Here is a 22,727-nt window from a genome sequence, read left to right on the forward strand (position 1 = left end):
TGGTCCTACTCCCTTTCGTTTAATTGAACTAACTTTATGGAGACTTGCTTCATTCCATATTTTGTATTGCATCGTAGACATAGAAACCACCGGAAACGGAATAAAGGGAAATCGCATCACCGAAATATCCATCTTTAAGTATGATGGACATGAGGTAGTAGATGAATTCACCTCCCTGGTAAACCCTGAATGTGAAATACCTTATTTCATTACCGCCCTAACAGGCATAGATAGCGATATGGTGAGGAATGCTCCGAAGCTCGAGGAGATAGCCTCCAAAATATTGGAAATTACCCGAGACACCATTTTTGTGGCACACAGTGTAAACTTTGATTATAACGTCATTAAAAATGAACTTCAGGGTATTGGAATGGAATTTTCAAGAAAGAAGCTGTGTACGGTACGGTTATCCCGAAAATTAATTCCCGGTTACCATTCCTATAGCCTTGGAAAATTGTGTTCGGCCATTGGAATCCCCCTATCCGATAGACATCGTGCCCGCGGTGATGCCCATGCCACCATGCTCTTGTTCCACAAATTATTGAGAACCCAGGGTGCCGATAAAGTTTTTAAGGCCTTTCTTAATGCCAAATCACAGGAAGCGACCTTGCCCCCCTCCTTATCCAAAACGGAATTCGAAAAATTACCCTCTACACCGGGCATTTATTATTTTAAGGATCAAAAAGGGCATATCATTTATGTGGGAAAGGCCATTAACATTAAAAAAAGGGTTTTAGGTCATTTCTATGATAAATCCACGAAGGAAATCTCATTATGTTCCGAAACGACATACTTGGACTTTGAGGAAACGGGAAGCGAATTAATAGCGCTTTTGTTGGAATCTGCCGAAATAAAGAGGCATTATCCAAAATTCAATCGGGCGCAAAAACGCAAAGTGCAACAATATGCCATTTTTAGTTACGAGGACCTGAACGGGGTCATGCATTTGGCATACAACAGGTTGAACTTGGCCCCAAATCCCCTAATGATCTTGTATAGCACTACGGAATGCAGGGCTTTTCTGGAAGCTTTATGTGAAGATTTTGAGCTATGTCCAAAATATTGCCACCTACAGGACAATGTGGCCACTTGCTCACATTTTAGGATAAAAAATTGCATCGGAATTTGTTCGGATATCGTGCATTTGGAAAACTATAATGACAGGGTCACCAAAGCCATCCATTCATTGAAAGAGACAAAATCCGATTACCTAATTAAACTGAAAGGTAGAAAACCCGAGGAGAATGGCTTCGTACTGGTTAGGGAAAGTCTTTACATGGGATATGGCTTTATACCCACAGACGTACCATTCGTTGTCCAAGATGATTTTGAAACCTACTTAAAACGCCAGAAAAACACCTTGGAAACCCAAAGAATCGTAGAATCCTACATTAGTAAAAACCCAAAAGGCATTATACCTTTCAGGGAAGAGCAGGCGTATGAATATGATTAGTCCTTCATTTTGTGATACATCCGTATTACAAAATACAACCAGACCATGAAGATAAGTCCAACGATGATGGAATAACCAAGAACCAGCTCCACTATTCCCTATATTTTAAATAGTTCATAAAACCCAGAATGGTGGGAGCCCAAAAAGCAATGAAAATTGCCTCCAATTTATGTCCTTGTAAGAACATCACCTCGGACACAATGATAATGGAAAGAACAACTAGGAGCATCACAAAATTGATAACTCCAATCCGCTTAATAAAACTTTTTAGCATACCTAAAGATAACAGCAATCAACAAGGGGCATCCTTTACAATAGTGGGAATACCTTGTTAAGTTACTTTTCTTTAAAAGTACAAAAATATGCGACGTATTGAGAAGCTAGGCTATGACTGCTTGCCCTTACCGCTATTCATAAGGCTGAGCATCACCAAAACAAGAGCTACCACCACTACTGCGAAAACTCCTATCATTACAATGCCATTGCTCCAATTCACTAAAGGTATTATGGTTTTCATATCCTTTTTGATTTATTGTTATTTAACCTAAAAATTCTTGCACAGGGGCCTAATTACCCTTAAAAATGCATGGATAAAAATAAATCGGTGGAATAATACATTTTATGATTTCTATCATATGTCCCAATTTTAAAAAAGGGACTTTTATCTAGTTCTTCTATTCTCATGGGCCACCCTAGTTCCTAAAGGGGATAATCGATGGGCATTATCAAAATAGTCGACAGCCTCCTGGGTCCTGACAAACAAAAATTCCTTTTGAAGTTCTTTGATGATATTGGTAGTGAAAATGATATCGCGCATAGGTCCGATAGCTCCTGCAATATAAAATTGCAGCCCCATTTCATGGATTTCATGAATCAGTTTTGAAAGAACGTCCGCTGCGGTAGCATCGATATAGGTAATGGCTTCGGCATTGAGGATTACCGCCTTTAAATCTGGACCTTTACCCTTTATTTGCTTTAGCAACTCTCTTTTAAAGTAGGCGGAATTCCCAAAATAAAGTTGCGAGTCAAACCGAATAATCAAAAGATCTCTCCTGATGATCACCTCATCGTCAAAACGTTTTATGTTCTTATAATAGTCAGACCCCTTAACATTGCCCAATTCCGCAAAATGTGGCTTAGAGGTGCGATAGACCATTAAGAGAAGCGATAAGAGAACCCCAACTACAATGCCCTGGGTGATACCTATAAACAGGGTGATTAAAAAAGTAAACATTAATACCACAAATTCATCCTTCCTATCCAACCAGAGATACTTGGCGTACGAAAAATCTATTAACCCAAAAACGGAGACCATAATGATACTGGCCAATACCGTATTGGGGAGGTATTTAAATACGGGTGTTAAAAACAACAAGGTAAGGACCACAAGAATCACACTAAAGAATCCTGCCAAATTTGTTTGGGCCCCCGACTCATGATTTATGGCCGATCTCGAAAAACTGGCCGTTGATGCATATCCTTGAAAAAAGGAGCCTATTATATTGGAGGCCCCCAAGGCGATCAATTCCTGATTGGGATCTATGGTTTCCTCACCACTTTTCTCCTCCATCGCCTTCCCAATGGATATGGTCTCCAAGTACCCCACTAAGGCCAGGGCCATCCCCATGGGCCAAAGATTTTTGAAGTTTTGAAAGGTGATATCGGGAAAGGCAAAGGAAGGCAACCCCTTGGGAACTTCACCGACCAATTTCATGCCATAGCCATCCAATCCAAAAAAATATACAGCAAAAATCCCAAATAAAACGACCAACAATACTGCCGGAAAACTTTTCTTCCACTTTTTAAAGCCAATAATAATTAATATCCCCAAGACCCCCAGTCCCAAATCAAAGGGATTGGTTTGGGCTATATGTTGCCCAATCAGCATTATTATTTCATGAAAATGATTGCTATTGGGCATGTCTATTCCAAGTAAATGCTTTAGCTGGCTCACTATAATGATGAGGGCTGCCGCCGAAGTAAAACCACTAATTACCGGCTTGGACAAAAAATTGACCAAAAAACCCATTCTAAACACCCCAAGTAACAATTGGGTAGCCCCGACAATAAAAATCAGTACTACCACCATGGCGATATAATCCGAAATACTGGATATGGCGAAAGTTCCCAGTGCTGCTGCCACCAATAAAGAATCCATAGCCACGGGACCCATGGCCACCTTTCTAGAAGTTCCAAGCAACACATAGGCCAAAACGGGAATCAAAGCGGTGTAAAGCCCATATACCGGAGGTAAGCCGGCAATCATGGCGTATGCCATAGCCTGTGGAACCAATACAATTCCCACAGTTAACCCCGCTATGAGGTCTTTTGAAAAATAGGCTTTCTTATAGGTAGACGCCCAATCCAAAAAGGGTAGAAAACGCTTCACATTTCAAATGTAATCAATTAGAAGGCGTTTCTTAAACTCAGGTCAGTAGCTTATTAAATTCCAAGGCCTTTTCTACCCAGAAATCCAGATCTTCCTCGGCATCAAAACCCTCAGGATAAATGAACAGAAAACCACGCATGGGTCTTCCGGTAAAATCCATCTTGCGGCTTCCCTCCTTCTCCAATAATTCCTCGTAATTCAGTTTGCCAACGCGAACCATGAGTCGGTCTTGTTGGGTAGACTTGTCCATATCAACACCAATACACATTTTACCGTTCACCATAAAAAGATAGCCCCCCATCATTTTCTTCTCCTCAAGAACTCCCGCTCCTTTTAAGCGATACCTTACCCGATCCACTACATATTCGCTGTAAGCCATATTGTTTACTTTTTAGGCAATAACCATACTTTGAAAATTTCCGTTTTTTTCCCTTTTAGAACCTTGAAACCATTATCCAAATTGGACTGCTCCACAGCATAGGGATAAAAAGTTATGGGTTCTATACAGACCATATTGGAAACCTCGGTCCACAACATAAAGTGTTGAAAACCTTCTGTTTTAATGGTTAGGTGCAATTGATTTTCCAATGTAATCGAAGTTTGATTCGGAACCTGAAGTGCCCTGCTACCTACGGCCCTAACTTCCGGAATGGTAATTTCCCGTTCTTGGGTGTAAATTATGGGATTCTCGGTGGTCAGATTGAAGGCAGGATGATAACCCAACATATAGGGCATCCCTTCCCCGCCATTGATTTCAAAATCTATTTCCAGTCCGTTTTCATTTAAATGGAAGGATTTCAAGAACGTAAAATCGTAGGGCCAAGAGAGAAACTCTTCAGATGACTTTTCCGGGAATTTGGAATTTTTTATTCTAGTATCGGCTTGATATCGCTTTACAAAAACCGCCTTCGTTTCTGTAGCTTCCTCCAACTCATATTCCATTTCCCTAAGCAAACCGTGCTGGTCTTGAATAGCCATACCCTTTGGAGTCTTTACCCTAAAATCGGCCTTATTTGTTGGGCCAATGATCGGGAACATCTCGGTATCGGAACTACGCCAACCCGGACTCCCTTTTTGATGAATCAGTTCATGACCATCTACTTGATAGCTTATTAATTCCCCTTGATCTATCTGTACTTCTTGATTTTTTAAGGAAAGTTTCGTCATATTATTCATTTTATCAATCGAATCGAATTGCCTTGACCGGGGTAATTTTTGTAATGATATAAGAGGGAATCAAGAGCATCAAAAGACACAACAAAAGAACCCCAATATTCAAAATAACTATCGTCACTAAATTAATATGAACCGGTATGTATTCAATATAATATTCCTCTGGATTGGGAAATTTAAACAGACGAAACTTATCCTGAAGAAAAATAAAACCAAGACCAATCAAATTTCCCCAAAACAGCCCGATACCGATAAGGTATGCGGCATTGTACAAAAAAACCTTACGAATGCTCCAATTGGTAGAGCCCAAAGCTTTAAGGATACCAATCATGGGCGTACGTTCCAAAATAAGAACTAAAAGGGCGGTAATCATGTTGATACCACCTACAATGATCATGATACCAATGATTAGGGCTATATTAAAATCGAACAGACCTATCCATTCGAATATTTTATAATACTTGTCCTTTAGGGTCTTGGTATCCAAGGTTGAGACTGTTTTACCAAAAATCTCATCGCTTTTAGCATCGATATCATCAAAACTATCCAAAAAGACCTCAAAATTGCCCACCTCATCATCGGCCCATTTGTTCATTTGTTGGATATGGCGGATATCAATAAAAATATATCGATTATCTATCTCCTCAAAGCCGCTGTCATAAATACCCACAACATTGAACTTGCGTTGGTTTGGCATTTTATTAGCGTCATCATCCCGCAGAAAAAAGGTAAAGAAAGAATCTCCAACGCCTAGTTTTAAACGATTGGCGGTAATCTTAGAAATGAGCACATCAGAATTCAATTCACCGGAATAATCAGGGATGGAGCCTTCTACCAAAAACTCATGAATGGGCGTCCAGTAATAATCCGGACCCACACCTTTAGCAATGATACCTTCAAAAGTATCCTCCGTACGGATGATCCCCCCTTTTGTAGCCACTGCCTGAACGTGCAAAATACCATCAACATCCTTGAACCTGGGATAAAAATCCTGCTTTGTGGATACGGGTACCACGGAAACCTCCGAACGATTGTTGTCATAATTGGAAATCTGAATATGGCCATTAAAGGCCGTCACCTTTTCCCTAATCTTATATTTTAAGCCAACTCCTGTGGCAATGGCTATCAACATCATAACAACACCAATTGAAATGGCGGCAATGGCTATTTTTATTATTGGTGCGGAAATACTAATTTTATGCTCCTTGCCCGTAATAAGCCGTTTGGCGATAAAATATTCTAAGTTCAAATGATGTTGTTTTTATACCGATTCAAAAATACCCTTTTTTTATCTCTTTTGATTTGCCTCTCGTGCGGAAACTCCGGAAGAAAAAATGTGGATACCGCTAAAACGACCATGTCAAAAATAGCAGGAAAGGATACCGATTCCATCCAAGTAGCCGCAAACAGAACCGAAGAATATCTTCCCCTATTGCAGGGAAAGGCAGTAGGAGTTGTGGCGAATCAAACTTCGGTCATTTTTAAGGGTAATCGTTATACCCACTTAGTGGATTCTCTGCTCCATCTAGGAATCGACGTTAAAAAAGTGTTTTCCCCTGAACATGGATTTAGGGGCAAGGCCGATGCCGGGGAGAAGGTGGATGATGGATTAGACCAAGAAACGGACCTACCCATTGTTTCCCTCTATGGAAAAAACAGAAAACCTACCTCTGAACAATTGAGGGAATTGGACATAGTGGTATTCGATATCCAAGATGTAGGTACCCGTTTTTACACCTATATCGCCACATTACAACTTATTATGGAAGCCTGTGCAGAAAGTAATGTTCCCGTTTTGGTGCTGGATAGACCAAACCCAAATGCCTATTATGTGGACGGCCCCACCATGCAAAAAGAACATTCCGGTTTTTTGGGTATGAACGAAATACCGTTGGTTTATGGGATGTCCATTGGTGAATATGCCAACATGATCAATGGTGAAGAATGGTTGGAAGGGGGCAAAAGATGTAATCTCACCGTAATTCCACTAAAAAACTGGACACACGACAGTTTTTATCATATCCCGATACGCCCGTCCCCCAATTTACCAAATGACGTTTCAATCAATCTGTACCCAAGTCTTGGCCTTTTTGAAGGCACCCATGTAAATGCAGGGCGTGGTACGGAATACCAGTTTCAGCGTTACGGCGCCTCTTTTATGGATTCCACGGCTTATGATTTTTCTTATGTACCCGAACCCAATTTTGGAAGTAAATACCCCAAGGAAGAAGGGAAAACATGTTATGGAAAAGACCTCTCCAACACCCCAAGGACAAATGAAGTCTCCCTGCAATGGGTCTTAGATGCCTATAATAATACGCCTGACAAAAGCAAATTCTTTATCACTTCCGGGTTTACCAAGCATGCAGGCACGCCTGAACTTCAAAAACAAATTGAGGCCGGACTTACAGAAGCGGAAATAAAAAAATCCTGGCAGCCGGAACTAGAAAAATTCAAGAAAATAAGAGCTAAGTATTTGATGTACGATTGACCGTAGTGGGCCTTCGGTATTTGTGAAAGGGTTGCTTAAGCAACCCAGAAATACTGGAATTCTCCCTTTCATCTGGAAAGGTATCCACCCCGTATATAATCGAATCCCTATCCAGGTACATGTACGTACCGAATAATCGGTCCCAGATAGCAAATATATTTCCGTAATTGCTATCGGTATAAGGCAATACATAGTGATGATGTACCTTGTGCATGTCCGGGGAAACAAGCACATAACTCAAAAGTCTATCCAATTTCCGGGGCAACTTAATATTGGCGTGGTTGAACTGTGAAAGAACCACGGACAGGCTCTGGTATAACATGATAATCCCAACGGGCGCGCCCACCAGAAATACACCCACTAACGTAAAAACATAGCGAATCAGAGATTCAAAAGGATGGTGCCTATTTGCAGTGGTCGTATCTACATGATGATCGGAATGGTGTACCAAATGAACCATCCACAAAGGTTTTACCTTATGTTCCACCCAATGGGCCAAATAGGCCCCAATAAAATCCAACAACATTAAACCTATCAACACATAAAGCCATAATGGAATTGCCGGCAACCAATTAATGATCCCAAAATCATTAGCAACCGTCCAATCAGAGGTTTTAAGGAGCAAGAAGGCCAACGGAAAATTGACCAAGATGGTTGTTAGGGTAAAAAAGAAATTGGGAACGGCGTGCCGCCATTTTTTGTACCTCACGGTAAAGAGGGGAACAACACCTTCCAAAACCCAAAAAAAAGTAATCCCACCAACCAATATCAGGGAACGGTGTGAAGAAGGAATATTTTCGAAGTATTGAATCAACTGCTCCATAATACTAAATATACAAAATCGGGAACTTTTTTTATACTATCAGACTGGAATCCGCTTCTTCATTTCCTCTACAATATTAAAGGCTGCCGGGCAAATGGCTACATTTTTTAAAGTCAAGTGACTGATTTGTTGAAACTTTTTACGGTCGGTATGAGGAAACTCCCTGCATGCTTTTGGACGCACCTCGTAAATGGAACAATAGTTATCAGGACCCAAAAAGGCACAGGGAACCTCTTGCAGCACATAATCGTTTTCCTCATCAATCCGTAAATACGTATCAATAAATTGTTGCGGTTTTAACCTTAGATGTTTTGCAATTCTCTCAATATCGGCGTTGGTAAACAAAGGTCCCGTAGTCTTACAACAATTGGCACAGGTAAGGCAATCTGTCCGCTCAAATTCGGCTTCATGCAGTTCCTGCATGATATAATCCAGATTCTTGGGCGGCTTCTTCTTTAATTTGGCAAAAAATTTCTTGTTTTCTGTCTTTTTATCTGCGGCCATCTGCGGCAGTTGTCCTAGCACTTTATCCATAATCCAAATTTTCGCCTTAAAACTAGGCAAGTACCTCCAAATAGAAGATTTTTGTAGACTAAAATTAAAACCTTTTGTCAAAAGATATTTTGGGCAAGGCTCTTTTGGATTATCTTAAGCTGGAATATACGGAGGACATCGTTACACAATCTACCCTAGATGAGGCAGATGTACTACCGCTTTCCTATATGTTCAGGAACTTTGAGCAAATGCCGTATTTGGAACAAACTGCTTTGAAAAACTGTAAGGGAACGGTACTTGATATAGGTTGCGGAGCAGGAAGTCATAGCCTTTATTTACAGGATAAGGGATTTCTTGTTACTGGTTTGGACAAATCGCCAGGGGCTATTGAAGTATGTAAGGAAAGGGGACTTTTAAAAACATTGAACAATAACTTTTTAAATCTACGGGACCAAAAGTACGATACCCTACTAATGTTGATGAACGGGATTGGAATTGCAGGGAAACTTAAAAATTTGGACCAATACTTGAATCAAATGAAAAAGTTGTTACATTCAAACGGTCAGGTTTTACTGGATTCAAGTGATATTTTGTATATGTACGAGTCGGACGATGAAGATGGGGGCTATTGGATACCACAGGATGTGGACTACTATGGTGAGGTTACCTTCACCATGTCCTATAAAAATGAAGATAGTGAACCTTTTGACTGGTTATACGTAGATTTTAATACCTTAAAGAGAGCCGCCAGTTTTAATGGATTCGAATGCGAAATGCTAATACAAGGTCCAAATGACGACTATTTGGCCCGTTTAACCCTCATGTAATACTTGAATGTTATCTTTAACGTTCTTCTTAATGAAAAAAAAATTATGGGAAAGTTTAAACTGATTATGTTTTTGGTGTTATCGGCCTTTATTTTTTCTTGTTCAAAGAATAATACGGAGCCTGATGTGGTAATTGACAAAACCCTTAATTTAAAGTCTGCAGGGGACTCCGCCAATGATATCCTTTCTAATGACACGTATGATAAAATTCAGATTGAAATTGCATACGTGACCGGTTTTAGGCCTACGGTTACTGCCATTTCCGATTTTACTGATTTTTTGAAACTACACACCTACAAGGAAAATATAGAGTTTATCTATAAAGAATTGGATTCACCCAATGAAGAAAATTTAACCTTACAGGAAATTGCAGATCTTGAAACAGAAAACAGAACTGTCTATAGCAGTGGTTCTACATTAGCGGTTTATATTTATTTCTCCGATGCCCCTTCTGAAGATGATGTTGAGGACGAGGGACTCGTTACTTTGGGCGCCGTTTATAGAAATACCTCAATGATTATTCATGAAGGTACCATTAGAAAATTGGCAAGTCAAAGCTTGGCAGTTTCCAATGCAGATGTTGAAGCGGCCACTTTAAATCATGAATTTGGACATCTCTTCGGCCTAGTAAATCTTGGAACCGAAGCCTTATCCGATCATGAAGATGTGGATGCGGAAAACCATTGCAATGTAGATGGCTGTCTTATGAGAGCGGAACTTCAATTTACGCTTTCCGGTAAGTCCAGTTTAGACTTAAAAAATGGTTCCTATGCAAAAGGCCAAAATCCTGCCTGTGTACTATCCGGTTCCACAGTAATGAGTTTACTGCAGCCCTCAAAAACAGCAAGAACGGTGGAAGTTCCCGGTTTGGATGCTGCTTGCGTGGAAGATATTCAGGCAAACGGCGGACGATAAAACGCCATTTTCCACCCTGAAGATTAAGGAATATTTAGATATTTATGCGTCTGTAAAGAAACCTTCCATTTTGGATTTTTCATTACATAATCCACAATCATAGGCGTTACTTTATCCCGGACACTCCATTCTGGCTGTAAATAAAGAATACAATTATTGTTGGTCAATGCAGCCTGCTCCTCCGCAAAAATCAAATCATGTTTATTGTAAACGATGACTTTAAGTTCATGTGCCTCATCATAAATTCGGCCTACCGGGAGTTTATTTTTCTTGGGCGAAAGACAAATCCAGTCCCAGTCTCCCGTTAGCGGATACGCTCCAGATGTCTCAATATGCGTTTTAAGGTTTTTGCTCTTTAACCTATCAGTTAACGGTCCCATATCCCAAGTAAGAGGTTCTCCCCCTGTAACCACAATGGTATCCGAGTATTTAGCAGCATTTTCAACAATGAGTTCAATATTGGTTGGGGGATGCGTTTCGGCATTCCAACTTTCCTTTACATCACACCAATGACAACCTACGTCGCACCCTCCTACTCGAATGAAATACGCTGCTGTCCCTTTGTGAAATCCTTCGCCTTGGATCGTGTAGAATTCCTCCATCAACGGGAGTAGCAGTCCCTTATCCACCAACGCCATGGTATCCTTTTTTTCCATTCGGCAAAGATAAGAAAAGACATGGGCATAGTTTCAGCGCAGCGAACCAATTTTAGGATGAAAGGGCTTCTCCTTCAATGCAATCCACCAACTTGTAGACCTTGCCGTCATATTTGGTGAAAAGATAGAGCTCGCCCTTGCTGTCCATGCCCCATCTAAGGTCTACCCGGGCGCCGCCCAACAAGGCATCAAAGGTAGTGGCCTCTCCGTTAAGGAGAAATTCCATTTTTTGGATGGTTGCCTGATGGCCACTTTGTACATTACCTACATCCGCGATAAAAAGGGTGCCGCGTGGAATATCCCCAAAGAGGTATTTGCCTTGCAATTGTTTTAACTTTCCATGATACACATAGCCTCCGGAAACCGCATTGCCCTCGTCATGGTCATATTGTATGATGGGATAGGCAAAGCCCTCGTCATCTTTGGGTAGCGGATAGACAACCTCGGTATTGGCACCGGAATCAAATACAAAGGTACCCTCCCTGTTCGGCCAACCGTAATTACCCCCTTTTTCCACAAGGTTCACTTCCTCAACACTATGTCTGCCTATGTTGGAAACATACATTCGTTGCGCATCCATAGCATCCCAAGAAATCCGATGGGGATTCCTAAATCCGTAAGCCCATATTTCGGGGATTCCTTCCCTATCCCCAACAAAAGGATTGTCTGCTGGAAGTCCGTATTGACCATTGGTGCTGTTTCTTCCCAAGGGGTCTATACGAATCACCGATCCCCATATTTGGTCCTTTCGGCCAACAAATTGGGGCTGATTAGCATATATGGCCCCACCATCACCAACGCAAAGGTATAGGCGTCCATAATCGGAATCCCCCCTTTTTGCAACAGGATTGAAGGAAACCTCTTGAAATCCGTGCACGGTACCCATCATATCTATTCGTAGTAGTTCCCTTTTTGATCCCTTGAACCGTATAGCTCCGGGATTTTCGGCCTTCCATTCGGTAAGGACCCATTGCAGCCCTACCTTTAGACTATCTGGCAGTGCGAAATCAGCTTCTTGTGTATGGGCAGGCTCTGTATGGGTGGTATATAGCAGACCGTTTTCCTCAAAATTTGGGTGAAAATCAAAACTGCCCAAACCCGTCCCAAAGCCCGGGAAATTGATGAATTTCGGTAACTGCTGGGCCATATCCAAATACATGTTGACCTGGGAACCTTTGACTTCATATAAAATCCCGTTAAGATCCGCAATGAAAAGTCGTTCCCCCTTAGAGGAAGGCAAGGCCGCCAATTTATTGATACGGGCCTTAGGGTGATGGTCTGCACTGGCAGGCACTTGAAATAGCTCTTCCAAAACCAACATGAGATTAGACTGGGTTATTTTTTCTGGAATGGGGTCCGTTATGGCCCCTGGCCTTTTCTTTTTACTCTTTATTTCCGCCTCGGAAAACTTATGAATAAACCCCAATAATGCTTCCAATTCATCCACCGAAAAATGCTCAAAGGCAGGCATATAGCTCCCGTAGTTTTCGTAAAGCCGAACGCTTCTTTCATCACCAGCCTCTATTTTTTTCTTGGGGTTTTTTATAAAATCGATAAGCCAAGCCTTGTCCACTTTACCGGTAACACCAGCCAAATTTGGACCTATGATATCAGCATTAAAATCATGGCAACTGGCACAATGCATATTGAACAATTGCATACCCTCCTGCACGGATAGTTCATCTTGCCGGTAGTTGTCCACTAGGTCCTCTTTATCGTGACTCTCCTTTTCGCCATTGCTTTTACAGGAAAAAAGGACGAGACAGAGGCCCAAAAGCATGGAAATCCGCCTTTTTGATATAAAAAATAACATATTCCTAATTTAAATGATATGTCGCTAAATCCAAGGCTAAAACCTTTTCAGCGCATTAAACATAATGATTTATCTTGATTTTGAAGGCTTGCAACCCACACTGTACGAAACCTAAGATACATATAGCAACATGAATACTATATATTAGTACTGGTGTCCAATGGTATCTTTTTTCAATCATGGGATACATTCTCTTTTTCTATTGCTTAAAAATCTTCTATTTTTAACAAAAAAATACAAGCATGGCTTCCAAGGAGGATTTTTTTGAACATATTGAAAAAGGGTATAGCACCAAAGGAGACTTTATTACCATGGGTGCGGCCATGTTGAACGGTGAAGCCATTACCAATGCCTTGGTAAAGGTACCCCTCAAAACCTTGAACCGGCATGGTCTAATTGCGGGAGCTACCGGAACCGGAAAGACAAAAACCTTGCAGGTACTGGCTGAAAACTTATCGGATAAAGGTATTCCGGTACTTTTAATGGATTTAAAAGGGGATTTGAGCGGACTCGCCCAACCCAGTCCAGGCCATCCAAAAATTGACGAACGACATGCTAAAATTGGCATTCCCTTTGAACCCAAAAATTTTCCTGTGGAAATCCTTTCCCTTTCGGAACAGGATGGAGTTAAGCTTAGGGCAACCGTTTCCGAATTCGGTCCTATTTTACTCTCCAGGATTTTGGACCTCTCCGAAACCCAGGAAGGAATCGTAGCGGTTATCTTTAAATACTGTGACGACAATAAATTGCCTCTCTTAGACCTTAAAGACTTTAAAAAGGTTTTACAATATGCGACAGGAGAAGGTAAAAAAGAATTCACGGAGGAGTATGGCCGTATTTCCACCAGTTCCACAGGAACCATTCTTAGAAAAATAATAGAGTTGGAGCAACAAGGGGCCGACTTGTTTTTTGGGGAAAAATCCTTTGAAGTAAACGATCTTACTCGAATAGATGAAAATGGAAGAGGATACATCAATATAATCAGGCTTACGGATATTCAGGATAGACCCAAATTGTTCTCCACCTTTATGCTCAGCCTTTTGGCTGAAATATATGATACGTTTCCGGAACTTGGCGATAGCGAACGACCTGAGCTTATTTTATTTATAGATGAGGCCCACCTTATTTTCAACGAAGCCTCCAAAGCCTTGTTAGATCAAATCGAAAGTATTGTGAAACTTATACGATCTAAAGGAATAGGCCTATATTTTGTTACCCAAAATCCTACGGACGTACCTAACGAAGTGTTGGCTCAATTAGGTTTAAAGGTTCAACATGCCCTAAGGGCCTTTACGGCAAGGGACAGAAAGGCCATTAAGCTTACGGCGGAAAACTATCCAATTTCAGATTACTATGACACCAAAGAGGTGTTGACATCACTGGGAATAGGAGAAGCCCTGATATCCGCCTTGGACGAAAAGGGAAGACCCACTCCTTTGGCAGCTACCCTCTTAAGGGCACCTATGAGCCGTATGGATATATTAACGGAGAACGAATTAAAAGATGTTAATGACTCATCCAAATTGGTAAAAAAATACAGCGAAGTAATCGATCGCGAGAGTGCCTATGAAATTTTGAACGAGAAAATTGAAAAGGCCGAGGAATTGGCTCAAAAGGAAAAAGAAAGGGCACAAAACACAAGAAGGTCATCCAGTAGCAGAAGAAGTACCAGACAAAATCCAGTTATTAAAGTTCTTACCAGTGCCACATTTATCAGAGGGGTGCTTGGTGTATTAAAAAAAGTGATGCGCTAATTTTTATGAAATCAATCAAAACAATCATTATTCTTTTCTCTATCATACTCCTTACACAGTGTAGACAAGAAGAGAATGCTACCTTTAAAATAACCACGAATCGTGTAGGCAATTTGGAAAAAGAGAGTCTTGCCAGGGACTTGGATTTAATTTATGCCAAAGATTCCATTGTTAGGGATACCATAAAATCAAACTTTGGCAGTGGATCAAGTAAAATAAAAATTTATGAAAAAGGAGGCCCACTACTTCTGACCTTGACCCCTAATTCAGATAGTATCCCCACAATACAGAACGTATTGATAAATGATAAACGTTTTACGACGGATAAGGGAATCAATATTGAGAGTACCTTCAAGGACATTCAGGAGAAATATGAAATAAAAAAAATAATTACGTCCATTAACAATGTAGTTATCCTGCTAAAAGACAGTGATATTTATTTTACCATAGACAAAGCTGAATTACCTGAAAACCTTAGGTATAAGGCAAATACCAACATTGAGGCGGTTCAAATCCCTGATGCAGCAAAAATAAAATATATGATGGTAGGCTGGGATTGATATTGCATTATATCCATTTCGCCCCAAACAATAGCCATGCATGAAAAAGATGCTTAACAGACTAATCCCCAAATTTTATGGGTTCCTTTTGAACATTTATGTGCTGTTAAGTCCTCAAAAAGCAGCGGAAAAAGCCTTCAAAATATTTAGTAAAGTAAGGAAGGGAAGGGTTCTCCCACATCAAAAAACATACCTAGACCCTGTTCGACTTGAACGCTTGGAGGTTTCGGGTCATACTATCCAGACCTATAAATGGCCGGGTGTCAAGGATACCGTCCTTTTGATACATGGTTGGGAAAGCAATACATGGCGCTGGCATAAACTATTGGAAAAACTCACAAAGGCAGACTTTAATGTCATTGCGTTTGATGCCCCTGCACACGGCTATTCATCAGGAGAACACCTGTATGTTCCGCTCTATGCGGAAGTATTGGAAAAAATTATCACCACTTTTAAACCAAACCATCTAATTGGCCATTCCGTTGGTGGTATGACCATTCTTTACAACGAGTATAAAAACCCGAACAAGAACATTGAAAAAATAGTTACTATCGGGTCTCCATCGGAATTCCATGAAATAATCAAGCATTTTCAAAATCTTTTAGGTTTGTCAAACCGAATGATAAACGCACTTGAAAAATACGTTATAAAAAGGTTTGGCTTTACTATCAAGGAGTTTTCTTCTTCTAGCTTTGTAAAAGAAAATGACAAAAAAGGACTTCTTCTACATGACCGTTTCGATAAGATAACACCTTACCATGCTTCTGAAAAGGTCCATGCAGTATGGGCCGAAAGTAAACTTATTAGTACGGAAGGCCTGGGCCATTCTATGCACCAGGATGAAGTAAACAATGAAATCATTGCTTTTTTACAAGAATAACGTATCCATTCAATTTTCATATACCTTCTAAATTCGATTTTTGGCTATTTTTAAAAGAAAAATGCCAAAAGACAACAATAGACCCCGTGTAAAGAATGAAGATCAGTACGAAGCCTTAGTCGAAAAAGGATACAGCAAAGAAAAAGCAGCACGTATCGCCAATACACCCAATTCGGGCAAAAAGGGAGGTAAAGCCTCTAATTACGAGTAAAGGACCAAAAAGGAGCTCTATGAAAAAGCAAAGGAAATTGGTTTGGAAGGGCGTTCCAAAATGAACAAAAAAGAGTTAATTTCGGCTTTAAGAAATAACTGAATTATGAGCCACGTGTCACCATTTCATATTGCCATACCTGTTCACAACTTGGCAGAATGTAGAAAATTCTATGGAGAAGTACTGAATTGCGAAGAAGGAAGAAGCAGCGACCAATGGGTCGATTTTAACCTTTTTGGTCATCAATTGGTCATCCACTACAAACCAAAATCCGAAACGGAATCACTTCACCACAATCCCGTGGATGGGCACGACGTGCCCGTTCCACATTATGGGGTTGTGCTACCTTGGGAAACCTTTGAAAGTTTCTCAGAAGAACTTAAAAAGAAAAATGTGAAATTTGTGATCGAACCTTATATCCGATTCAAAGGGCTAGTTGGCGAACAAGCGACTATGTTCTTTTTAGACCCGGCAGGTAACGCCCTGGAGTTCAAGGCATTTAAAGACATGGGGCAGTTATTTGCCAAATAGCCTATTGTGACCAGGAAGTAGGCACCCTGTCCCACCTGTGTTTTTTGAGCTCGCTATACAATTCTTTGGACATTGACTTACCATCGCTCGTGGCGGTATTGGCCAAAACGTTACGCTGCTTTCTCATTCCGGGTATCGTGGTGCCGACATTTTTATTTTCCAAAATAAAGCGAAGGGCCATTTCGGCCATGGTCATCCCATCTGGAATCAAGGGTCTAAGGGCATCGGCATGATCCACCGAAGAATTAAGGTTTTCAGGAACGAAATAGGTACCTCTCCAATCCCCTTCAGGAAATGTAGTCTCTTTTGTTAAATTACCGGTTAAGGTGCCTTCATCAAAAGGAACCCTCGCAATAACTCCAATGCCCAATTTTTCACATAAAGGAAAAAGTTTATCCTCGGGCGCTTGATCAAAAATATTATATATTACCTGTACTGCGTCCAAAATTCCTGTTTCTAAAGCCAAAATGCCATTTTCCGGCTCCCATCTGTTTACACTTATGCCCATGGCGGCAACCTTACCTTCTTTCTTCAAATCTTCAACGGCGCGCTGCCACTCCTCCCTCTTGCTCCAATTATCGTCCCAGGTATGAAACTGCATCAAGTCTATTTGTTCCAGTCCCAAATTTTTGAGGGTTTTATGGGTATATTCCATAATATGCTCCACTGGATAGGAATCCTCAAAGGCGTATTCCGGTTTGGCCGGCCATTGAAAGTTCTTTGGCGGAATCTTACTTGCTGTATAAAGCTTTTTAGAAGGATGTCTTTTTACAAGGTCGCCCAAAAGTTCTTCACTATGCCCCTCACCATAGCCCCAGGCCGTATCAAAGAAATTGACTCCGTTTTCCACGGCCAAATCCAATGATTTTGCAGATTGCTCGTCATCAGACGCTTTCCAACCGGCCATACCCCACATACCATAACCAATTTCACTTACTTCCCAATTTGTCCTTCCAAACCTTCTATATTTCATTACTTGATATATTTTTATTTGCTGTCAATAATTCTCTTTTCTACACCAGAAAATGTGATTTTCACTGGTTTAATCGTTCCGTCTTTATTGAATTCCATTTTATCCAGGCAAGTCACTCTATGGTCCCTATCCTTATTGGGAATAGGTCTGCGATGGTACACCATAATCCACTCATCCGTACCCGGCACATTGATTACCGAATGATGGCCTGCTCCAGTGGCCACTTTTTCATCAGATTCCAATACGGTTCCAATACGTTTATAGGGACCCGTTACTGCATCGGCCATGGCGTACACCACCCGGTAACTACCGTCCGTCCAATTTCCTTCGGACCACATAAAATAATAAATTCCCTTTCGTAAAAACATAAACGGACCCTCTACATATCCCTCGGGAGTGATTTCCCTAAAAAGGTCACCATTCTCCCATGGTATAAAACCTGTAAAATCCTTATTCAATTTTCCCAAGTTACAATGACTCCATCCCCCATAGAAAAAATAATGGGTTCCGTCCACATCTTTAAATACAAACTGATCTATAGGTTGTGCGTCATTATAAAAATCCGAAATCAGTGGTTTGCCTAAATAATCCTCAAATGGTCCACCGGGATTTTCGGAAACTGCAACCCCAATGCCCCCGTAATGATTAATATCGTTACTAGGGTCGTAAGATGACCTTCCTGGTCTTTGAATATCGTTTGCCCCGAAAAACAAATAATATCTATCATCCTTTTCAATTATTGACGGAGCCCATAGGGCCTGCCTTAACCATTTCACCTTAGTAGTATCCAGAATATTTTCATGCTTCTCCCATTGAATCAAATCTTTTGATGAGAAGGCATCAAAATGTAATTGTTTATCATAATCATCAGAAAAGGTAGGATATATCCAATATTCATTTCCAAAAACAACGCCCTCCGGGTCGGCATACCAGCCTTCAAATATTGGGTTACCGGACATTGATACAGATTCATTATTTTGAACTGCGGTCTTACACCCCATCATTAAACAAACAACTGTATATACTGCAAATAGCCTCTTTATCATTTTATGATATTAGAAAATTATAATTATTTCGGAAGATATTCCATAATCAAGGAATACCGTTGGCAAACCAATAAAAATTCAAGAATTTTCACCCTATAATAAGGCCCTTGCGCCTAACCCAAAAATAAGCAAAAACGAGATTAGGTACCCATGCGAGCCAAGCTACAATTCTATAAGCGGGTTCAAAAGAGCCTATTATCAATATTAATAATGGAAGCCAGATTCTTAGGGTAACCGCTCCAAAACACGCTGCGTAACTATAAATCATAAATACTTTATGTTTCTCGATATCACCTTTTCTAATGGCGAAATAGGCAGAAAGCGTAAAAAACAGCCAAACAACAGCCAGAAAGAAAAATCCCAACTTAGCTATAAAACCACCCGTAGCGTAAAATGCTATAAAACCTCCACAAAATCCACTTATCAAAACAGCAATAACATAAATTTTACCAATGAGCCTATGTCTTGCCAAATTGGAGTTACGGAAACGTCTACTAAACTGAACCCAGCCAATTCCTAAAGCAAGGCCACCAAATGAAATATGCCCATAGAATCCAGTATTCCATATTTTATTCGCAAGAAGTTCCTTACTCTTGGACAACAAAAGACCCATTTCTCCGTCGGCAAAAACATATATGAGAGGATATAGACCTATCCCAACTGCCAAAAAACCAAAAACAAACCATGCTATTTTGTTTGTCCTATTCATATCTCCAACTCGTCAAATCGGCATTGTTTGGGGCACTTTTTGCAATCCGTTCCATAATCTTTGGTACGTACATGGAATTATATCGTAATCTGCTTATGGCGTTGGGCAGCTCTGGGTCACCGTTCCAGCAGTGTTCGGCCCGGTCACCGTATAGAACCTCACCATCATAATAAGGCTCCGTTGTACTTTCGAGAAAATCTTCCATTAAATAGACCGCATTGTTGAGGTAGTAGTTATCCATATCACCACAATATATATGGATTTTCCCCTTAAGGTTTTCACCCAATTTATCCCAGTCGCGTTCCATAATATAACGTAAGTCATAATTTTCTTTCCAATACTCCGCGACCTCATGATCGATATCACCGGTCATTTTATCCCAAATCCTAACGGGATACCCATCTTCTCCTTGTGGAGAATAGGTTGCTTCCCAAATGTCCCATTGTTGACCTGACCTGGATTTATCGCCAAGTACGAGTTCCAAATGATTTCCTTGTTTCAATGTAGACTGAATGTTACCCAAATAATCCCTATGAGAAGGCACTTCCAATTTCTTATGTGGGGCATCATAGTAATAGGCGTTTTCATCTTCATAGATATTGGTAAGACAATATGCCCTAAAATCTATAGGGTCCGGGCAAGCGGCAAAACAACCATTATACTCTTCAGGATATTTGACCTGAACAGCCAAAGCTTCCCACCCTCCGGTAGAACCACCATACAGAAACCTGGACCAACCCTCACCCATTCCCCGAAATTCTTTTTCGATATATGGAATAAGTTCATAGGTAATTGCATCACCATAGGGTCCTTGACTCGCAGAATTCACGGCATAGGAATCATCATAATAGGGTGTTGGATGCTGAATTTCTATGATGAGAAACCTGGGGAAGTCGGGTTCGTTCCATCTTTTATAAAAATCATAAGCCTCCTGTTGCTGGATAATATTATAACCTTCCAAATCAAAACGTTCGGAGTACTCTGGTTCTAAGTTGGGGTCTGGAGGAGTTGTTCTAAAACCTCCAAAATCAGATGGGAAATGCCCATGAAAAACCATCAAAGGATATTTTGCCTCAGGATGTTCCTCAAAACCTTTTGGCAGTAAAACATGAGCTCCCAAGTACATATCCCGACCATAAAATTCCGACAGTTTCTCCGATTTTATTTTAATATGTTTAATCCATTTCGTATCCTCTGGCTCCGGTATCGGTGGAATGATCTGGTCCATGACCACTGAAACATTTTCAATACCCGTACTTCCCACTCTAATCTTAAAGGGCTTGCTATAGAGGTTGCCCGGTGAACTCCGCCACTGCTGACCTTCGCCATTGTCCATAGGTAATTTTACGGTGTGGCCCGTTGACAAATTGAAGGTTTCGTACACATGTAACAGTGCCTGCACATTATATTCTCCCGGTGGAATCTCCTTCATACTTGGATAGGGATACCCAAATACGGCCGCATCAAAGGTTATGGGTTCACCAGGTAACATGCCATCTACATTTACACCAAAGATTAATTGGGTATTTAGACCATCATTAATTTGAAATCGAGGTTCTTTACTGTCATCCGTAGAGAGCATCAACAATAACCTGCCATCCATACTATCTGAGCTTGCGGTCTCCGCAAAACTTACGTCAATATTATAAGTTGATTCCTTTATTTCCTCACAGGAGGAGAACATAAGGACACAAATACAACTAAGGAAGAGATATCGGGTCATAAGGTCGGTTTTTGGATTAAAAGGTAGTCCATTTTAACAACAATCCAAAGAAGACCTGTTTTTTAGTTTAATTATTATCCATTCAAAGAATTATTCAGAAATGTAGGCATTAAGTTGGGTTATACCAATTCATAAATTTTTACGTTTTATGTTTGGTTATGTTTCACATAACTTATGCTGAAACAAGAAGAATCCCAATTCTTACGATTATGAAAAAACTAACGGTTGTAACTTTTGTTGTTCTTGGAATTTTTGCAGCAAGCAGCTGTGATTACGACGACAGTAATGACATCGATATTCTTATTCCCAATGATTCTACGGAAACCGGTATAGAGGCTAGAAAAATTCCAAACTAAAAACCCCACGATTACTATCGTAGGGCATTTATTTTTCCTATATCTTTATTATTCCCTACTCCTATGCCTTTCTCGGGCGAGCAAGGTGTTTTTTAACAACATTGCTATGGTCATGGGACCTACACCACCTGGCACCGGAGTAATATAAGAGGCTTTTTTACTTACATTTTCGTAATCTACGTCACCTGTAATATAATAACCCCTTTCCCGTGTTTCATCCGGAACTCTAGTAATTCCAACATCGATTACCACAGCATCATCCTTCACCATTTCGGCCTTAAGAAAATTGGGTACCCCAAGGGCGGAAATAACAATGTCCGCCTGGGAAATTATTTGAGTAATATTCTTGGTGTGGCTATGAGTCAATGTTACCGTAGAATTCCCTGGCCAACCCTTTCTACCCATAAGAATACTCATTGGTCTACCCACGATATGACTTCTACCGATAACTACGGTATGCTTGCCCTTAGTATCTACTTGATAACGTTCCAACAATTCCAGAATTCCAAAAGGAGTTGCCGGAATGAAGGTGCTCATATCCAATGCCATTTTACCAAAATTCATAGGATGGAACCCATCAACATCCTTATCTGGATGAACGGCCATAATAACTTTTTGGGTATCAATTTGCTCTGGTAAAGGTAATTGCACGATAAAGCCATCAATGTCCTTATCCTCGTTTAGCTCGTGTATTTTTTTCAACAATTCCTGTTCCGAAGTCGTACTGGGCAACCTTACCATTGTAGATTCAAAACCTACCCGTTCGCAAGAGCGCACCTTACTGCCTACATAGGTAAGACTTGCACCGTCATTACCTACAATAACTGCCGCCAAATGAGGCACTTTCTCCCCTCTTTCCCTCATTTTTGCTACTTCGGCAGCAATCTCTTCCTTTATTTGATTTGAAATTTTCTTCCCGTCAAGTATTTCCATGTTGGCCTTTTACTAA

Annotated in this window: 24 protein-coding genes and 1 pseudogene; 10 read left to right on the forward strand and 15 right to left on the reverse strand. The window is 40.6% G+C overall.

The window, feature by feature from the left end; translation table 11 throughout:
• Nucleotides 1–61 precede the first annotated feature (61 nt).
• Complete coding sequence (locus CJ263_RS03255) at nt 62–1,453, forward strand: exonuclease domain-containing protein (protein ID WP_094995949.1); 1,392 nt, start codon at nt 62–64, stop codon at nt 1,451–1,453.
• 91 nt (nt 1,454–1,544) lie between these two features.
• Here the strand turns inward: CJ263_RS03255 and CJ263_RS03260 are convergent, their stop codons facing one another.
• The 6 genes from CJ263_RS03260 to CJ263_RS03280 form a co-directional block, all read right to left on the reverse strand.
• On the reverse strand, nt 1,545–1,727 hold the full coding sequence (locus tag CJ263_RS03260) for a hypothetical protein (protein ID WP_094995950.1): 183 nt from the start codon (nt 1,725–1,727) through the stop codon (nt 1,545–1,547).
• A gap of 111 nt (nt 1,728–1,838) precedes the next feature.
• Nucleotides 1,839–1,970: a hypothetical protein gene (locus CJ263_RS21325; protein WP_262494257.1), complete on the reverse strand. Its 132-nt coding sequence runs from the start codon at nt 1,968–1,970 to the stop codon at nt 1,839–1,841.
• A 144-nt stretch (nt 1,971–2,114) separates the two neighbouring features.
• Complete coding sequence (locus CJ263_RS03265; RefSeq protein WP_094995951.1) at nt 2,115–3,842, reverse strand: SulP family inorganic anion transporter; 1,728 nt, start codon at nt 3,840–3,842, stop codon at nt 2,115–2,117.
• Between the two features lie 37 nt (nt 3,843–3,879).
• Nucleotides 3,880–4,221, reverse strand: coding sequence for a TfoX/Sxy family protein (locus CJ263_RS03270; RefSeq protein ID WP_094995952.1), 342 nt, complete (start codon nt 4,219–4,221; stop codon nt 3,880–3,882).
• A gap of 5 nt (nt 4,222–4,226) precedes the next feature.
• Nucleotides 4,227–5,009, reverse strand: a complete 783-nt coding sequence (locus CJ263_RS03275; protein ID WP_094999087.1) for an aldose 1-epimerase — start codon at nt 5,007–5,009, stop codon at nt 4,227–4,229.
• Between the two features lie 13 nt (nt 5,010–5,022).
• Entirely contained in the window at nt 5,023–6,264 is a 1,242-nt protein-coding gene (locus tag CJ263_RS03280) for an ABC transporter permease (RefSeq protein WP_094995953.1), read from the reverse strand.
• Nucleotides 6,265–6,267: 3 nt separating this feature from the next.
• Between CJ263_RS03280 and CJ263_RS03285 the strand changes: the two genes are divergently transcribed.
• Nucleotides 6,268–7,506, forward strand: a complete 1,239-nt coding sequence (locus CJ263_RS03285) for an exo-beta-N-acetylmuramidase NamZ family protein (protein ID WP_094999088.1) — start codon at nt 6,268–6,270, stop codon at nt 7,504–7,506.
• Here CJ263_RS03285 and CJ263_RS03290 read toward each other — a convergent pair.
• On the reverse strand, nt 7,484–8,329 hold the full coding sequence (locus CJ263_RS03290; protein ID WP_094995954.1) for a sterol desaturase family protein: 846 nt from the start codon (nt 8,327–8,329) through the stop codon (nt 7,484–7,486). The two genes, CJ263_RS03285 and CJ263_RS03290, sit on opposite strands and share 23 nt — an antisense overlap.
• Nucleotides 8,330–8,368: 39 nt before the next feature.
• Nucleotides 8,369–8,863, reverse strand: coding sequence for a YkgJ family cysteine cluster protein (locus CJ263_RS03295; RefSeq protein ID WP_094995955.1), 495 nt, complete (start codon nt 8,861–8,863; stop codon nt 8,369–8,371).
• Nucleotides 8,864–8,937: 74 nt separating this feature from the next.
• On the opposite strand from CJ263_RS03295, the gene CJ263_RS03300 reads away from it, so the two are divergent.
• Entirely contained in the window at nt 8,938–9,651 is a 714-nt protein-coding gene (locus CJ263_RS03300; protein WP_094995956.1) for a class I SAM-dependent methyltransferase, read from the forward strand.
• 45 nt (nt 9,652–9,696) lie between these two features.
• Nucleotides 9,697–10,566, forward strand: coding sequence for a hypothetical protein (locus tag CJ263_RS03305; RefSeq protein ID WP_094999089.1), 870 nt, complete (start codon nt 9,697–9,699; stop codon nt 10,564–10,566).
• Nucleotides 10,567–10,589: 23 nt separating this feature from the next.
• On the opposite strand, the gene CJ263_RS03310 is transcribed toward CJ263_RS03305, so the two are convergent.
• Complete coding sequence (locus CJ263_RS03310; RefSeq protein ID WP_094995957.1) at nt 10,590–11,222, reverse strand: 7-carboxy-7-deazaguanine synthase QueE; 633 nt, start codon at nt 11,220–11,222, stop codon at nt 10,590–10,592.
• A 52-nt stretch (nt 11,223–11,274) separates the two neighbouring features.
• Complete coding sequence (locus tag CJ263_RS03315) at nt 11,275–13,035, reverse strand: PQQ-dependent sugar dehydrogenase (protein WP_094995958.1); 1,761 nt, start codon at nt 13,033–13,035, stop codon at nt 11,275–11,277.
• Nucleotides 13,036–13,277: 242 nt separating this feature from the next.
• Here CJ263_RS03315 and CJ263_RS03320 point away from each other — a divergent pair, with 242 nt between their 5' ends.
• From CJ263_RS03320 to CJ263_RS03340, 5 genes and pseudogenes are all read left to right on the forward strand, one after another.
• Nucleotides 13,278–14,789, forward strand: coding sequence for a helicase HerA-like domain-containing protein (locus CJ263_RS03320; protein WP_094995959.1), 1,512 nt, complete (start codon nt 13,278–13,280; stop codon nt 14,787–14,789).
• A gap of 5 nt (nt 14,790–14,794) precedes the next feature.
• Complete coding sequence (locus tag CJ263_RS03325; protein WP_094995960.1) at nt 14,795–15,349, forward strand: hypothetical protein; 555 nt, start codon at nt 14,795–14,797, stop codon at nt 15,347–15,349.
• 40 nt (nt 15,350–15,389) lie between these two features.
• Nucleotides 15,390–16,229: an alpha/beta fold hydrolase gene (locus CJ263_RS03330; protein ID WP_094995961.1), complete on the forward strand. Its 840-nt coding sequence runs from the start codon at nt 15,390–15,392 to the stop codon at nt 16,227–16,229.
• 61 nt (nt 16,230–16,290) lie between these two features.
• Nucleotides 16,291–16,542: pseudogene (locus CJ263_RS03335) on the forward strand (DUF7218 family protein).
• A 3-nt stretch (nt 16,543–16,545) separates the two neighbouring features.
• Complete coding sequence (locus CJ263_RS03340) at nt 16,546–16,971, forward strand: VOC family protein (protein WP_094995962.1); 426 nt, start codon at nt 16,546–16,548, stop codon at nt 16,969–16,971.
• 1 nt (nt 16,972) lies between these two features.
• On the opposite strand, the gene CJ263_RS03345 is transcribed toward CJ263_RS03340, so the two are convergent.
• From CJ263_RS03345 to CJ263_RS03360, 4 genes are all read right to left on the reverse strand, one after another.
• Nucleotides 16,973–17,944 carry an aldo/keto reductase gene (locus CJ263_RS03345; RefSeq protein ID WP_094995963.1) on the reverse strand — a complete coding sequence of 324 codons (972 nt, stop codon included), beginning with the start codon at nt 17,942–17,944 and terminating at the stop codon, nt 16,973–16,975.
• Between the two features lie 14 nt (nt 17,945–17,958).
• Nucleotides 17,959–18,990, reverse strand: coding sequence for a glycoside hydrolase family 43 protein (locus CJ263_RS03350; RefSeq protein ID WP_094995964.1), 1,032 nt, complete (start codon nt 18,988–18,990; stop codon nt 17,959–17,961).
• 88 nt (nt 18,991–19,078) lie between these two features.
• On the reverse strand, nt 19,079–19,699 hold the full coding sequence (locus tag CJ263_RS03355; protein ID WP_094995965.1) for a DUF2306 domain-containing protein: 621 nt from the start codon (nt 19,697–19,699) through the stop codon (nt 19,079–19,081).
• Nucleotides 19,692–21,422: an alpha/beta hydrolase-fold protein gene (locus CJ263_RS03360; protein ID WP_094995966.1), complete on the reverse strand. Its 1,731-nt coding sequence runs from the start codon at nt 21,420–21,422 to the stop codon at nt 19,692–19,694. Before CJ263_RS03360 ends, CJ263_RS03355 begins: the two co-directional genes overlap by 8 nt.
• 209 nt (nt 21,423–21,631) lie before the next feature.
• Between CJ263_RS03360 and CJ263_RS03365 the strand changes: the two genes are divergently transcribed.
• Nucleotides 21,632–21,778: a hypothetical protein gene (locus CJ263_RS03365; protein WP_158657070.1), complete on the forward strand. Its 147-nt coding sequence runs from the start codon at nt 21,632–21,634 to the stop codon at nt 21,776–21,778.
• 48 nt (nt 21,779–21,826) lie between these two features.
• On the opposite strand, the gene CJ263_RS03370 is transcribed toward CJ263_RS03365, so the two are convergent.
• The gene (locus CJ263_RS03370) at nt 21,827–22,711 is read right to left on the reverse strand and encodes a bifunctional 5,10-methylenetetrahydrofolate dehydrogenase/5,10-methenyltetrahydrofolate cyclohydrolase (protein ID WP_094995968.1); all 885 of its coding nucleotides are present in this window, start codon (nt 22,709–22,711) and stop codon (nt 21,827–21,829) included.
• Nucleotides 22,712–22,727 lie beyond the last annotated feature (16 nt).

Source organism: Maribacter cobaltidurans (assembly GCF_002269385.1).
Taxonomy (GTDB): domain Bacteria; phylum Bacteroidota; class Bacteroidia; order Flavobacteriales; family Flavobacteriaceae; genus Maribacter; species Maribacter cobaltidurans.